The sequence below is a fragment of the Sutcliffiella horikoshii genome (assembly GCF_008180725.1).
In the GTDB taxonomy this organism is placed as follows: Bacteria; Bacillota; Bacilli; order Bacillales; family Bacillaceae_I; genus Sutcliffiella_A; species Sutcliffiella_A horikoshii_B.
The window spans coordinates 19,361-33,761 of sequence record NZ_VTEV01000009.1; the positions used below are offsets into that span (position 1 = coordinate 19,361).

14 protein-coding genes are annotated in these 14,401 nt (G+C 38.7%); 7 read left to right on the forward strand and 7 right to left on the reverse strand.

What is annotated here, in order from left to right; translation table 11 throughout:
- Window positions 1-3 precede the first annotated feature (3 nt).
- Both FZC76_RS19000 and FZC76_RS19005 read left to right on the forward strand, forming a co-directional pair.
- Entirely contained in the window at window positions 4-1,809 is a 1,806-nt protein-coding gene (locus FZC76_RS19000; RefSeq protein ID WP_187442150.1) for a vWA domain-containing protein, read from the forward strand.
- A complete protein-coding gene (locus FZC76_RS19005; RefSeq protein WP_148989754.1) occupies window positions 1,793-4,543 on the forward strand; it encodes a VWA domain-containing protein in 2,751 nt (916 codons plus the stop codon). The genes FZC76_RS19000 and FZC76_RS19005 overlap by 17 nt, the downstream gene beginning before the upstream one ends.
- A gap of 23 nt (window positions 4,544-4,566) precedes the next feature.
- Here the strand turns inward: FZC76_RS19005 and FZC76_RS19010 are convergent, their stop codons facing one another.
- Complete coding sequence (locus tag FZC76_RS19010) at window positions 4,567-5,838, reverse strand: MFS transporter (protein WP_148989755.1); 1,272 nt, start codon at window positions 5,836-5,838, stop codon at window positions 4,567-4,569.
- A gap of 128 nt (window positions 5,839-5,966) precedes the next feature.
- On the opposite strand from FZC76_RS19010, the gene FZC76_RS19015 reads away from it, so the two are divergent.
- The gene (locus tag FZC76_RS19015; RefSeq protein WP_148989756.1) at window positions 5,967-6,551 is read left to right on the forward strand and encodes an SCO family protein; all 585 of its coding nucleotides are present in this window, start codon (window positions 5,967-5,969) and stop codon (window positions 6,549-6,551) included.
- A 21-nt stretch (window positions 6,552-6,572) separates the two neighbouring features.
- Here the strand turns inward: FZC76_RS19015 and FZC76_RS23250 are convergent, their stop codons facing one another.
- On the reverse strand, window positions 6,573-6,716 hold the full coding sequence (locus tag FZC76_RS23250; protein ID WP_187442151.1) for a hypothetical protein: 144 nt from the start codon (window positions 6,714-6,716) through the stop codon (window positions 6,573-6,575).
- 118 nt (window positions 6,717-6,834) lie between these two features.
- On the opposite strand from FZC76_RS23250, the gene FZC76_RS19020 reads away from it, so the two are divergent.
- The 4 genes from FZC76_RS19020 (at window position 6,835) to FZC76_RS19035 (ending at window position 9,093) form a co-directional block, all read left to right on the forward strand.
- Entirely contained in the window at window positions 6,835-7,740 is a 906-nt protein-coding gene (locus tag FZC76_RS19020; RefSeq protein ID WP_148989757.1) for an SGNH/GDSL hydrolase family protein, read from the forward strand.
- Between the two features lie 11 nt (window positions 7,741-7,751).
- The gene (locus FZC76_RS19025) at window positions 7,752-8,339 is read left to right on the forward strand and encodes a YpmS family protein (protein WP_148989758.1); all 588 of its coding nucleotides are present in this window, start codon (window positions 7,752-7,754) and stop codon (window positions 8,337-8,339) included.
- Between the two features lie 489 nt (window positions 8,340-8,828).
- Window positions 8,829-8,921, forward strand: coding sequence for a YjcZ family sporulation protein (locus tag FZC76_RS19030; protein ID WP_082380722.1), 93 nt, complete (start codon window positions 8,829-8,831; stop codon window positions 8,919-8,921).
- Between the two features lie 43 nt (window positions 8,922-8,964).
- Window positions 8,965-9,093 (forward strand): YjcZ family sporulation protein, encoded by a 129-nt coding sequence (locus tag FZC76_RS19035; protein WP_082380721.1) that lies wholly within the window; start codon window positions 8,965-8,967, stop codon window positions 9,091-9,093.
- 49 nt (window positions 9,094-9,142) lie between these two features.
- On the opposite strand, the gene FZC76_RS19040 is transcribed toward FZC76_RS19035, so the two are convergent.
- The 5 genes from FZC76_RS19040 to FZC76_RS19060 all read right to left on the reverse strand — a co-directional run bounded on the left by FZC76_RS19040 (window position 9,143) and on the right by FZC76_RS19060 (window position 14,397).
- Window positions 9,143-9,883: a DUF4397 domain-containing protein gene (locus FZC76_RS19040; RefSeq protein ID WP_148989759.1), complete on the reverse strand. Its 741-nt coding sequence runs from the start codon at window positions 9,881-9,883 to the stop codon at window positions 9,143-9,145.
- A gap of 114 nt (window positions 9,884-9,997) precedes the next feature.
- Window positions 9,998-10,246 (reverse strand): DNA alkylation repair protein, encoded by a 249-nt coding sequence (locus tag FZC76_RS19045; protein ID WP_148989760.1) that lies wholly within the window; start codon window positions 10,244-10,246, stop codon window positions 9,998-10,000.
- A 95-nt stretch (window positions 10,247-10,341) separates the two neighbouring features.
- Entirely contained in the window at window positions 10,342-11,793 is a 1,452-nt protein-coding gene (locus FZC76_RS19050; RefSeq protein WP_148989761.1) for a carbon starvation CstA family protein, read from the reverse strand.
- A 122-nt stretch (window positions 11,794-11,915) separates the two neighbouring features.
- Window positions 11,916-12,644: a LytR/AlgR family response regulator transcription factor gene (locus FZC76_RS19055; protein WP_148989762.1), complete on the reverse strand. Its 729-nt coding sequence runs from the start codon at window positions 12,642-12,644 to the stop codon at window positions 11,916-11,918.
- Complete coding sequence (locus FZC76_RS19060; RefSeq protein WP_148989763.1) at window positions 12,637-14,397, reverse strand: sensor histidine kinase; 1,761 nt, start codon at window positions 14,395-14,397, stop codon at window positions 12,637-12,639. Before FZC76_RS19060 ends, FZC76_RS19055 begins: the two co-directional genes overlap by 8 nt.
- Window positions 14,398-14,401: the final 4 nt, after the last annotated feature.

A 14,401-nucleotide genomic window follows, 5' to 3' on the forward strand; every position in this document is an offset into this window, starting at 1 on the left:
GGGATGGGTTTTACAGCACCAATATATTTCTTGTTCAGTGCATTTTTACTATTTGTTATACTGATGTATTTCTTCCGGAAGCAATATGAGAAAAAAGCAATCCCTTCTGTCTTATTATGGCAGGAATGGATGAATGAATTTGAAGCCCAGGCTTGGTGGAAAAAACTGCAGCACCATTTGCTTTTATATCTTCAGTTATTGGCACTGCTATTTCTTATTTTCACTTTAACGCAGCCCTTTTTTAAGAAGGAGGGAATTGAAGGGGACCATCTCATTTTCATTGTTGATTCATCAGCATCGATGACAGCAAAGGAAGGGGAGAAGTCGCGATTAGAATTGGCCAAAGCGAAAATGGTGCAAATAATAGATAAAGTCGATAATCAAGAAATGACCCTAATCGTGGCAAAGGAGTCCCCTGAAATTCTAACGGAAAGGTCTCTTTCGAAAAAAGAAGTGCTACAGCATGTGGAAAAGTTAGAAGCATCTTACGCTTCTCCAAACGTGATTGATTCCATTAATATGGCTAAAAGTCTTCTAGGAGATGAAAGTGGGAACATACAGCTTTTAAGCGACAATTTTAGCAAAGAAACATCCTTAGAGCTTCATCAGAACACTGCCTTTTACGCTCATAACATAGGTACAACACATGAGAATTTGGCAGTTGAAACATTCGGAGTAGCCAAACGTGAAGACGCAGTCGTGGGAGTAGTTACCGTAAAAAATGAAGGGAACGATTCAAAGGAGTTTACGTTATCGATATTTAATGTTCAGGAGGAAATAGTAAAGCAAGTTTCTGAGAAGGTAGAAGGTAATAAAGTAAAGACTATCTATCTGGAAGACCTTCCACCAGCGACAATGTATAGAGTGGAAGTGAGTGGAGACAAGCAATATTTGCTTGATAATGAACAATACGCTTTCCTTGGGCAGCAACAGGATCCTACCGTATATGTGCATAAGGACATACATCCATTTGCTAGAAAAGCTGTCGAGATTGCAAGTACGAACGTTATTCATCTCTCTTCCGATCCATCAGAGGGGAATAAATTAGATGGTGTTCACCTTATTAAAGGGCTGTCAAAAAGCGACTGGCCGTCTGGACCTAAGCTAGTGTTTTTATCAGGGGAAGATGGGGGGAAAGAAGTTGATCTTTCAGGCGAGATAACGGCAAATAGGACAAATCCGTTAATGCAATCAGTGGCGATGGAGAAAGTGTATGTAGAAAAAACCTTTTCATCCGAAGAATTTTCCTCATTAGATGTGGTAGCAAGTAGAGGAGAAACACCACTGATTCTCTCAGGAACATACAAAGGGGATCCGATTATTATCGTAACATTTGAGCTTGGTTCAAGTGACTGGCCGCTCCATCCCGGTTTTCCGTTGTTCATGTTTCACTCTATTCAGGAATTGACACAGAACCGGGGGATGTTGGGATATTTTTATCCAGGACAGACGATGGATTATTTTCCAGCTTCTGATGTAAGGAAAACTGAAATTCTGGATCAGGATGATAAGATCGTTTTTTCATCTAAAACATTCGAACAACCCATAGAACTTCCCTTAACGCCTGGATTGTACACGTTAAGAGAGACAAAGGATGAATTGGAGGAATCCAAGACTCTTTATATCATGTTGGAGGATGGAGAAAAATCCATTCAGACGGAAGAGAGCTTTACCATATCGGCAATTCCTGCTATAGATCAAGATGAAGAGTCAACAAGCAGCAAGGACATCTCCTATTTGTTTTTAATACTTGCGCTTGTCGTTCTATTGGTAGAATGGGAGGTTTACAGACGTGGAATTTCAAATTGAACACCCTCTCATGCTTTTATTTCTTATTCCGGTACTAATCAGTCTTGTTTTGTTCTGGCATAAAAAGAAAGTGAAGCGGAAAAAGGAGTATGTCATCATCTCCTTGAGAAGCATAATCTATTTGTTTCTTATACTAGGACTATGTATGCCATCCCTTCTTTCCCCTGTAAAAGGGACACATACTGTCTTCCTTGTAGACCAATCGGATAGCGTGAAAAGGATGGAAGGAGAGATCCTATCTTCCATCAATGAGGCTATTAAGCACAAGAAAGGAGAGGATAGTTACAGCATTGTTACTTTTTCAGAAAAGCCGAAACTTGAACGATCCTTTACCGATCAACAGGAAACTATTCATCAACTATCTGTTAACGACGGTTCACAATTCACTAATATTGAAGAGGGATTGGAGTTTGCCGCAAATTACATTCCAGAGAATCGTAAAGGGAGAATTGTTTTACTATCTGATGGAATTGAAACAAATGGGAATAGTACGAAACAATCTAGTTTTTATAAGGGTAGAAATATAGAAATGGATGCTATGGCATTTCAGCCACCATATGTGGAAGATGTGTCACTACAATCTTTTCATACTCCACAAACAAGCTTTGAAGGGGAAGCTGTCCCATTCCAAATCGGTCTTGAGGCCAATGTGGACACGCAAGCCACATTGCATATTACACAAAATAATGAAACCATCATTAAAGAGGAAGTTGTCGTGGCAAAAGGATCGAATACTTATTCCTATTCCATTCCATTAAAAGATCCTGGATTGTATACATTTAAAGCAGAAATTTTTCCAAAAGTAGATAAGATTGTGGAAAACAATATCTCTCACGCTCTGACACAGGTATCGGGCCAACCTAAAGTGCTTATGGTGGACCAAGAGGGTGAAGGGGAAAATGTATTCCGCGCCTTAGATGCAAGCGGGTGGAAGATTGATCGTATTCATCCAAGCCTGCTACCGACGACACTCAGTGGTTTCCTGGCATACGAAAGTATTATTTTTCATAATGTGTCCGGTCACCTTTTAAGTGGAAATCAGATGGAACTCATGGAAACTGCGGTCAGGGATTTTGGTGTCGGTTTCACGATGACAGGAGGCAATGAATCCTATGGTCTCGGAGGTTATTTCCAAACTCCGATAGAAAAAATTCTACCGGTGGATATGGATGTAAAGGGTAAAAAAGAAATTCCTTCTCTTGGTTTAATTATCGTCTTGGACCGTTCGGGAAGTATGATGGGGGAAAAATTTGATTTAGCGAAAGAAGCTGCAGCACGATCGGTGGAACTATTGAAAGAAGAAGACACGTTTGGCTTTATAGCCTTTGATACGGAGCCTTGGCAAGTTGTAGAGACAAACCCGATCAAGGATAAAGAAGAGGTAATGGAGACTATTCGTTCTACCGCCTTAGGTGGTGGTACAGATATTTTCCCAGCCCTTAACCAGGCTTATCAGCAACTGAATGAAATGGACCTCAAACGCAAGCATATTATCCTATTAACGGATGGACAATCCAATAATGGACCATACGAGGAAATCATTGAAGAAGGTTTGACGAATAATGTAACATTATCGACTGTAGCAATCGGTGGAGATGCAGATACTTCCTTATTAGAAGAGTTGGCAGAGCTTGGAACAGGAAGATTCTACGAAGTATATGAAGCAAGCTCAGTTCCAAGTATTATCTCTAGGGAAACCGCGCTTACTACCAAGACATATATAGAAGATAATCCTCATGTACCGACTGTCTATGCAGGATATGATTGGTCCAAAAGGTTTGAAAGTGGGACACCGTTCCTTAATACGTATATAGCCACGACATTGAAATCACGGGCGGAGCAGATTATATCTAGTGAAAAAGAGGATCCCATCCTTGCTCGTATGAATTACGGCCTTGGGAGAACGATCGCTTGGACTTCCGATGTTTCCGGTGCCTGGAGTGGTGGGTTTCCTTCATGGGAAGAATGGACAGCTTTCTGGAATGAAATGGTGACGTGGTCTTTGCCATCTTATGAACAGGGAGCTTATGACATCTCGACCACAGTTGATGGAGGTAGAGCTTCCGTAAAGGTGGAAGCACTAGAGGATATATTGATGCCTGTTTCCATATCGGTCTCAAACAATAAAGGTCAAATTATAGAAGACGCAAAAAGTAAAATGGTGGGGCCTGGCCAGTACGAAGTGGAATTTCCAGCCATACCGGACATCTACTTCCTCAATATTACCCAAGAAGAGGAAGGGGAAACGGTCTCAACTTATTCTAGCGGTATGGTTGTACCTTTTTCCACGGAGTTTGAACAAAGGCCAGTGAATTTGGAATTGCTTAAAAATATCACGGCAAACCAAAATGGAAAAGTGCTAGAAGATACTGAGGAAGTGTTTCGACCTTACCATAGGAATGTTTACCAGTCTCAGACGGTGTGGTTACCTTTTGTCATTGTTGCCTTTTTCTTACTGATTGTTGAAATTTTCTTCAGAAGGTTTGGCTTAATATCGCTAGCCTTTTGGAAAAAAGGTAAGGAGAAAAAGGAAAAGAATGTGTCAGATAAAAGATGGAAAGCACCAGTGATTCATAGAAAAAAGGTTAAACAGACGGAAAAAAGGGAAGAGCCGAAAAAAGAGATGAAGGAATTTAAGCCACGAAAAAAAACACCAACTCCACCTAAAGAAACAAAACCTTCGGAAGATCGGATGAATCAACTATTAAAAGCAAAGAACAGAAAACGTAAATAAACATAAGAGGTTGACGTAAACAGTCAGCCTCTTTGCTTTTTTCGTTGAGACGATAAGGTGAATATAGAAAACCAATTAGTGATGGCATGAAGCGATATACTTTTCTTTTTTCCTTCTAAAAAGTAAAAGCAAAGTATGGCTTGTAAAAGACAAAGTACAGAAGAAATTACAAGAATGGAAGGAATAGAAAAATCCATAAAGTAGCCAAATACGATTGGTCCAAGAGCAATTCCTGCAAATCTGACTGAGCCATAAAGAGCCGTTACAAATCCTCTAGCCTTTTTTTTGACAGAATTGGTGATGATGGCATTCATACATGGAAGAACAATACCAATAGAAGTGCTAATCAGGGATATCATTAACATGGTCCACCATAGACTGTTATTTAACAATATTCCAAGTAAAAAGAAGCTAAGAAGAAAAAAATTAGCAATGACAATTCGGTAGATGTAGTTTTGGAACTTTCCTAATACATTCCCAGTAAGAAAGGAAGCAATCGTCAAAAACAAAAGTGGAAAAGAGAGTATGACACCATTTAAAAAACCATGTGTTTCAAATTTGTTTTCCAACACATCAGATGAATAAAACAGCAGACCAAAAAGTAAATAGAGACAGAGTGCACCAGCACTATAACTTGTCATTAAATAATACCTATTTTCTTTTAATACTCCTCCTAAATGACGTACATAGTTCTTGAAAATTACTTTTTCAGAAGGAGCCTCTTCCTTACCAACAAAGAAATAGAAGAGGATAAACAAAATGCCACAAGCCAAAGGAAAGACAAAGAAAACATAGTGCCACATAATCAGTGCTATACATGCTCCGATTAATGGAGATACCACTTTTCCTAAACTATTGGTTGTTTCCATTAGACTTAATACCTTCAACTGTTTGTTCCCTGAAAACAAGTCAGCTATAATGGCCATTGCAATCGGAGCTGTTCCTGCTGAGCCAATCCCTTGAAGAATCCTGCCAAAAACGATTCCCTCATATGATAAGACTGCTTGTACCAGGGCAGCTATCCCTGAAACTAAACCACCAAACCCATAAAGTAAAAGCGATGCCAATATTATGTGCTTACGGGAAAATCTATCAGATAAATATCCGATAAATGGAATGGTGACAGCTCCAGCGATGGAGAATATGGAAAGAATAAGACTGGCTTGGACTTGAGTTAACTGAAGATCATGACGGATTTCAGGTAGCACTGGAATAATCATCGAGTTCCCAAGTACAAGAATAATGGAAGTTGATGTGATGGATATAATACTTACTGTCTCAGATTCTCTTTGCATCCCTTAACCCCCACTAATCAATTGTGTTATTTTTATGAATTTATTCAGCTGTTCCTTTCATCTACTTGTGAGAAATGGTACGATTTGAATGGAAAATGGAAAATATCTAGCGAAATAAGGTGAAGTACGTGTTAAATAAAAGCAAAATACTTCTGATTGGCCTTAGTGCAGTAATTTTAGCTGCATGTAGTGGCAATGCAAAAATACCTGATACAACAGATTGGAAACTGGCAAATTTTCAGTACATAAATCAGGATAACGAGCAGGTCAGTTTAGAGGACTTAAAAGGTGAAGTCACTGTAGCAAATATGGTCTTTACCAACTGTACAACGGTATGTCCTCCTATGACGGCAAACATGGCCAGATTGCAAAGAATGGCCAATGAAGAACAATTAGATGTTAAATTCCTATCGTTTTCTGTTGACCCTGAAGTTGATAGCCCTGAAGTACTAAAGGAATTTGGAAACAACTTTGAAGCAGACTACACTTCTTGGGATTTTTTAACAGGATATACACAAAAAGAGATAGAAGAGTTTGGCATGGAAAACTTTAAAACAATTGTCGCTAAACCTAAAAACGGTGGCGAAGTTGTCCATGGAACAAGTTTTTATTTAATTGATCAAAACGGTACGATCATAAAAAGTTATGATGGATTGGATGTTCCTTACGAAGAAATATTGGAACATGTAGAAATCTTATTAAGTCAAAAATGAAATGGTTAGGATCACTCTTTCTTAATTAGAGTGATCCTTTTGATTGTCATTTAGCTCATCTTCTCTGCTGGCATTCAATCCGTCTGTGACAATTACATGTAGCTCTTTTGAAAATAGCTCTTTTGAAACCTCTTCATTGCACGCAAGTATTTCTTTTTCCTTCAATTTGATGAACCTCCTAACCTTTTAGTTTTTGAAAAATACACTAGAGTATGTTATAAAAAATGTACTGAAAGTTTATTGTAAGTAGCGGATTGGATCCTTAACAAAATAAGGAGAATGCATGATGGATAAATTTTGGAAAATAGCCTTGTTTGGGCTTATAATAGTTAGTATGGTTAGTTGTTCTGCAGAAAATTCTTCCAGTTATGTTTTGGAAAAAGCGAAAGAACGAAGAGAAAGCCAAAGTGAGAGAGAACTTTTCAAAGATTTTTTCAAAGAAGAGTCTGAAGAGAACCAGAATAAAATAATGAATATCGAAGAAAAAGAGGAAGTAACCGAAGAATTTTTTGACAGGTCGTTTAAATTGGTCTTTTTCGGTGATTCCCTGACACAAGGTGTTGGAGACGAGTCCAAAAAAGGTGGATTTACATCAATAGTTAAACAACATTATGAGTCAAAACCATATATCGACAACGTAAGTGTCACCAATCTTGGTGTGAGGGGAAACAGGACGAATCATCTCCTAAAAAGGCTAGAAGATCCAGAAGTGCAGGAGGCTCTTGCTGAAGCAGATGTCATCTTTATGACAGTTGGCGGTAATGATTTGATGAAGGTGATACGGGAGAATTTCCTCGATCTAACATTTTCTCTTTTTGATAAAGAACAAGAATTGTACGCCAAAAGGCTCGATAGTGTTCTAAGTGAAGTAAGAACACATAATGATTCCAGTAGAATATATTTAGTGGGTCTTTTCAATCCTTTCTATCAATATTTTCAAGAAATTGAAGAAATGAATGAGGTAGTTACTAATTGGAATGCGACAACCGTTTCCGTTCTAGATGAATATCCTAATACAGCCTATGTTCCTATACAAGACATTTTTATCGAGCCTGAAGAAAATTTGCTAGATGACGACCAGTTTCATCCTAACCAAAAAGGGTATCAATTAATAGGTAATAATGTTGTAGAAGAAATTAAGCGTTTTAATGTGGAAACATCATTGGAAGAGATGTTAGAAGAAGAGTAGTGGAGAGGGTTATGGTGAAGAAAGTAATAAACTGGAAAACGGCTTTTTTAAGCTTGCTTGTACTAAATATTTTAATTGCGGGAGTAGCAATATTCTTGGTGCTGCTGCCAAAACACTCAAAATTCAATTTACCCGGCAAGGATGACGATCGAAAAAGGGTAGCTTTCACTATCCAATCAGATAAAGAAGACTTAAACGAACTTATCCGTTACTATTTGGAAAAAGAAACGAGAAGACCTTTAAATTATGAAGTGGTACTGACTGACAGAGTGGAGCTCAGGGGTGAAATGACAGTGTTTGAGAGAAATATACCCCTTACCATGACGTTTATGCCTGAAGTTCAGGAAAACGGTGATGTAGTGTTAAAACAGGACTCCATGTCGATCGGAAGGTTGCAAGTACCTGTATCCATGGTTTTAAAGTATGTAGGTGATAATTACCCTTTACCATCCTGGGTTAAAATAATACCGAACGAACAAAGTATCTATGTTGCACTTCAAGAACTGGAGCTGCAAAGTGATACAAAAGTAATATTCACAAAATTCGATGTCGAACGCGACGACATTGAATTTAAACTACTAGTCCCGGTGGAGGACTAACATCCCAAAAAGCATGGTGATTATTTCACCATGCTTTTTTTATAAAGAAAATAATGCATGTAAGACAGTTGATTTCAGTCAGCTTAAGGTCAAATAAGTTAAATAACCGAGTTTGATATCCCAATAACGTTTCTTTAACGTAATTTCTAGCTGTGGATTGGAGCAAATGGCGAAGACTCCAGCGGGGGAGTAACGGTAGCTTGAGACCCCTGAAGCGTTGTGAGGAGGCTCAAGCACCGTCCCGCGGAAAGCGCAGCCATTTGCGGAAAGGAACAGCGGTGACTAACCAAAAACTAATATTCTATAGCTTTTAAAGGGCTCGGGCGGTTTCTGCCCGGTTTTTATTTTTTATATTACTTACTTGGTACTACAACGCCTGAGGGCTTAGTATTAAAAACCACCCAATTTTTTTGGAACTGGGCATATGCCTTTACCAATACGCTCCTCATGAATACATTATGTATTAGGAAAGAGGGGGAGGTGTAGAGCATGGGTGGTTCTGGTTATGGATCAGGATTCGCGTTAATAGTTGTTCTGTTTATCTTATTGGTGATTGTTGGTGCGGGAGTTCTAAGTTATTAATTACCAAGCTTCGATAAATACCTTTGTAGAGGAGGTGACAGCTATGAGTTGGTGTGGTTGCGGTTACGGTCAAGTAGCAGGAGCAGGATACCCAGGTGGTTACGGAAGCTCTTTCGTGTTAATCGTAGTATTGTTTATTCTTTTAATCATCGTTGGTGCTGCTTGGTGCTAATGAATTAAAACACGGTGCTCAATCACAAGTTGATTGAGCATTTTACATGTCATGGCGCTAAAAAAATGGCTTCCAAAGATGGACTGTTCTTAACAAGGCCAACTGCTACAATGGTATAAGCAACATCTGGCTTCAAGCTTACCCTGTTTAGGTGGAGTACGATATCCTTAGTACCTGCAACCCTTATTTCAAGATCGACTGTCATCGGTGTTAGTCCGAGATAATCAGATATTCCGCCGTAAGCTATATCGGAAAAGACGATATCACCCTTTTTAACTGCAATATCAACAGAAGGAGCATCAGGGGATAAGTGCCAAAAACGGAGCTTTGATTCACTTTGAGGTACAGTCGAATCATCCACAATTGGTATAAGTTGTAGTTTATCCTTTGTTCCGGCAATTGCAATCGTATAATTCATATCTGTGTTAGCCTGGAGTGTACCGGTTATTAATTTTTGCCCGTTTTGGATAACTTCTATTTGATTGTTTGTAGGTTTTATATCTACATATCTACTGCTGTTTGTATAACGCAGATCTTTCCATACAGGGTTATTGTTTACAAGTACATCGACTGCCATTATCCCAGGGGCAGCATGAAGTATCCTAAGTTGGGAGCGATTATTTGAAGGGGCCTCTCTTGTTGGAACAGGCTTCATTGTGCTCACCCATTTTTGCAAATGATAAATATGCATAGAATAAAAATAAATATGTTTTTGTGAATCGGAGTATTTATAATAATCAGCTAGCAATTGATATTGTCCTGCGAGGAAATAATTTTCATCATGTCCCATATTTGCAAACACCCTCCATTTATTCCTGATGCTAAATGGATATGCAAAGAAAAGTGAAATAGTATTTATTTTTAAGGGTATATAGAAAAAAGGATAATAGGCAACTTAGGCCTGTTATCCTTTTTGATATTCTGCATGCTTGATGAAAGTGATTTCTTCATCTACATTTCCGCAAGTTGCACATTGAATTTTTTGTGAAGGCCCTTTATATGGGATATGAAAAGGGTCCGTGGTGCCCGATGTATATTCCTCTACAACCTCACCTGATTGAGGATTCAACTTCACGGACTTTGCCACTTGTTCAATAATGTTAAAACGCGAGCGGTTAGTTTTACAATTTGGGCATAGATAAGGGGATGCCATATCAAATCCGCCTCCTTTGATAGTAGCTTTTTCCGAACGGATAACTTTTATGCAAAACAAAAAACGGCCCTACAAAAGTAGAACCGTTTGCGAGATTATGCTGCTTTTTTATTTGAGATATCATTTGCATCAAGTTCGAAATCTGTCTTTCTTGCTGCAATAGCTTTTATATAAAACAATCCAATAATAATGATCGTAAACATCGCTGCCCCGATATAAGATGCTTCGATTGGTAAACGGAAGCCAATTGGTGCATTTAAAATATAGGTTGTTGTTGCCATTGTCATAAAAATTGCTGGTATCATCGCAATATAATACTGTTTTCTAGCAATGAAAAGATACATCGCGCCGACCCATAATGCTATGACGGCAGTTGACTGGTTCGCCCAGGAGAAGTATCTCCATAATAATTCAAAATCAATTTTTGTCAGTACAAATGAAATGATGAACAAAGGAGCTGCTATCCAAAGACGGCTGATAATTTTCTTTTGAGAAATATTGAAGTAATCAGCAATAATCATACGAGCACTTCGGAATGCTGTATCACCGGATGTAATAGGAAGAATGATGACACCGATGACAGCCATTGTACCTCCAATTGCTCCAAGCATCGTAACAGAAACTTCACTTACAACCGCACCTGGTCCACCATTTGCCAAGACCTCACTTAATCCAGCTGACCCATTAAACAGACTCATTCCTGCCGCTGCCCATATCATGGCAATGATACCTTCTGCAATCATCATGCCGTAGAATATTCGACGGCCTTGTTTTTCGTTCTGAGTAGTTCTAGATATAATAGGTGTTTGCGTTGCATGGAAACCAGAAAGTGCTCCACATGAAATCGTTAAGAATAGTAATGGGAAGATAGGCACGTTATCTGGGTGCATATTTGTGAAGCTTAATTCAGGAATAGGTGCGCCTGTAACAACTAATGATACGCCCACACCTAAAGCACTTATGATTAATAGCGCTCCAAAAATGGGATATAAACGACCGATGACTTTATCGATTGGCAACATCGTTGCAAAAATATAATAGATGAAAATAGCGAATATAATGATACTTAGTGCCACTTTGCCTTCTGCTAGTGTATGAATTAATCCTGCAGGTGCCGTTACGAAAACGGTTCCAACTAAAAGTAAAAGCAAGATAGCAAAGGCATTGACAGTATGTTTCATGAATTTTCCAAGGAATTTACCTGCGAGTTCAGGCAAATGAGCTCCGCGGTTTCGAATGGAGATCATACCTGTCAAATAATCATGAACCGCCCCGGCAAAAATACATCCTAGGACAATCCACAAAAATGCCACTGGACCATACAAGGCTCCCAAAATTGGTCCGAAAATTGGTCCGACACCAGCTATATTTAATAATTGAATCAATGAATTCTTATTTTGTCCGAGCGGTAGATAATCAACACCGTCTTGATTGGAATATGCGGGTGTTTTCCTAGCATCTTTTATCCCAAATACTTTTTCAACAAATCTACCATAAATGAAATAACCTAAAATTAATAAGACAATACCTGTTAAGAATGTATACAAAATGAGGACCCCTTTCTCGTTATGGAGTACCATCATTATAAATGAAAAGGCTTTCATTAAGTGTAAGTGTGGCCAAGATGTACAAAAACATAAATAACATGTCAGTATCAATTACTGACATGTTATAGTTCGAGTTTTCTTCTTAATGCTTTTACATAATTACGGCTTACAGAGAGTTTTTCGGGGCTTCCTGTAAGCTCAAGCATATATGCTCCATTGAACCAAGGAGTCAATTTCGTCACATAGTTTAAATTAACCAGGTAACTTTTATGAATGCGGAAAAAAGGGTAGTCATGCAACCTTTCCTCCAGATCCTTCAAAGCAAGCTTTGACTCGAAGTTCCGTGTAGTAGTATGTATCCTCGAAATTCGATCATCTCTGCTGATATAGAGTATATCAAGTGGATCTAAATAAAAAATCTCGTTTTCATACTCCACAGCAAGCCTAGAGGAGCCAAGTTGTGGTGTAGATTCCTTTTCTGGCATTAAATGTTTAATAAGCCGACACACGGTTTGGGACAATTGTTCCTCATCGAAAGGCTTTAAAAGATAATCAACCGCTTCATGTCTAAAAGCGTCCACTGCAAAATTTGGAAAAGCAGTAGCGAAAACAATAAGAGGTGATTTTTTTAATTCTTTTAAATGTTTGGCTACATCCAGGCCGTTCATTTTTGGCATTTCTATATCTAAAAAAACGACATCCGGTTGATACTGCATGCAGAGTAACAGAGCGTCTTCACCTGTTGCTGCTTCTCCGATCACTTGCATACAGTCATGCTCTTCTATTAAATGCTTAAGTTCATCTCGGCTGTATGGTTCATCATCGACAATGATTGTTTTTATATTATCCATCGGTAATATCATCCTTACTTAATTTTTTGGCAATGGTAAAAGAAACAGAGGTGCCAATACTTGCTTTACTATGGAAATGCAATCTTGCTTGATTGCCAAACATCATTATAAGTCTTTTATTTATATTGTAAAGGCCAACCCCCGTGCCACTAGGGGAAGAAACCTGTAGATGACCAAGCTCTTTAATTCGTTCTCTTTTCATACCGACTCCATTGTCATCTATAGAGATAAATATATCTGAAGAGCGCTCATTTATTTTAATGATTAAATTTGCATTTTCCTGCCGGTCCTTAAGCCCATGTTTTACTGCGTTTTCAACTATTGGCTGCAAGGACAGAGGAGGAACAAGGTAGGAAAGCGCAGATTCGTCAACCTGATACGTTACTGTTAAGCGATCTGAGAATCGTGCTTCCTCAACAGAAAGGTATGCTTGTACATGTTTTAGCTCTTCTTGAACAGTGGTCCATTTAGCAGTGGTTGCCGTCAAGTTTTGCCGGAAGAAATGAGAAAGAGAAATTAATAGTTTTCTTGCCTTTTTAGGATCTGTGCGTATTAAAGATACGATTACATTCAGCGAGTTAAATAGAAAATGGGGGCTGATTTGAGCTTGGAGCGCTTTAATTTCAGCTTCTTTCACTAGTTTGGATGCATTTTCTGCTTCGGAAATTTCCAACTGATGACTCATAAGGGAGCTGAGTCCTCTGATTAATTGGATCACGATATTATCAATTTCTTTATCGGAACTAAAGTAAAATTTAAGTGTCCCAACTGTTTCTTCTCTTTTCTTTAATGGAGCGATAACCACTGCACCGAGTGGACAAGATGAAACTTGGCACTGAATATCGTTCTTTCCTGCAACTAATAAATTTCCTGATTTCAGGACCTGTTTGGTACTGTGAGTCTGGATGGGGGATAGAGGTTTATGATGATCATTGCCCAAACCTACATGCGCTAAAATCTTTTCCATATCTGTTATGGCTACAGCACTAGCATTTACTTCCCGATAGATAATTTTACATGTTTCCTCAGCAGACTCTGTCGATAAACCTTTTCGAAGGTGTGTCAACGTATTTTCAGCAAGCGACAAAGCTTTTTGAGCTTGAAGTGCTCCAACCCTTTCTTCTTCGTTAATTACAGTTAATATAATGAGGAAGAAGAGAGCAGATCCGACCCCATTCGCTAAAATCATGGGGAGACCAATACTTTCCACAAGTGCTAAAGCTTTGGAGAATGGCTGGGAACTTAATAGAATAATCCCCATCTGTATGGATTCTGCTACTGCTCCCGTCAGGAGCGCAACTGCGACACTAATTCTTTTCCCTTTGTATTTGCTTCGAATGAACCCTGCTAACAATCCTGCTACAATAGCAGAAAAACCGCAGGAAAAGGCGGTGAACCCACCAAGACTCATGCGATGGATACCTGCAATAACTCCTGCACCAATTCCTACTTTGTATCCACCAAGTAGACCTGCCATTACAATCCCTATCACTCGGGAATTGGCTAACGCCTCTGAATCATTCAATTCCGTTATCCAACGGTTAAAACCTAAAGTTTCGGTACTAAAAGTGAGACCTGTATATGTACCGATAATCCCGAAAAAGCCAAAAAAGATTATAGCGATTGCCTGCTGCTTTCGATCAATTTGCTGCCTGTTGATAAGTTGTTTAAAAAACGATAGCCTTGTCATGATAAAAGCAACGGTTACAATGATACCAAGTCGTTCTAACATGGTTAGTAGTAATTCAAACATTTTT

Excerpts from the sequence above, each read along its gene's own strand:
- FZC76_RS19000 (WP_187442150.1), top strand. The coding sequence starts at position 4 with ATGGGTTTTACAGCACCAATATATTTCTTGTTCAGTGCATTTTTACTA.
- FZC76_RS19060 (WP_148989763.1), bottom strand. The coding sequence starts at position 14,397 with ATGTTTGAATTACTACTAACCATGTTAGAACGACTTGGTATCATTGTA.
- FZC76_RS19055 (WP_148989762.1), bottom strand. The coding sequence starts at position 12,644 with ATGGATAATATAAAAACAATCATTGTCGATGATGAACCATACAGCCGA.
- FZC76_RS19045 (WP_148989760.1), bottom strand. The coding sequence starts at position 10,246 with ATGGCATCCCCTTATCTATGCCCAAATTGTAAAACTAACCGCTCGCGT.
- FZC76_RS19025 (WP_148989758.1), top strand. The coding sequence starts at position 7,752 with ATGGTGAAGAAAGTAATAAACTGGAAAACGGCTTTTTTAAGCTTGCTT.
- FZC76_RS19020 (WP_148989757.1), top strand. The coding sequence starts at position 6,835 with ATGATGGATAAATTTTGGAAAATAGCCTTGTTTGGGCTTATAATAGTT.
- FZC76_RS19035 (WP_082380721.1), top strand. The coding sequence starts at position 8,965 with ATGAGTTGGTGTGGTTGCGGTTACGGTCAAGTAGCAGGAGCAGGATAC.
- FZC76_RS19040 (WP_148989759.1), bottom strand. The coding sequence starts at position 9,883 with ATGGGACATGATGAAAATTATTTCCTCGCAGGACAATATCAATTGCTA.
- FZC76_RS19030 (WP_082380722.1), top strand. The coding sequence starts at position 8,829 with ATGGGTGGTTCTGGTTATGGATCAGGATTCGCGTTAATAGTTGTTCTG.
- FZC76_RS19010 (WP_148989755.1), bottom strand. The coding sequence starts at position 5,838 with ATGCAAAGAGAATCTGAGACAGTAAGTATTATATCCATCACATCAACT.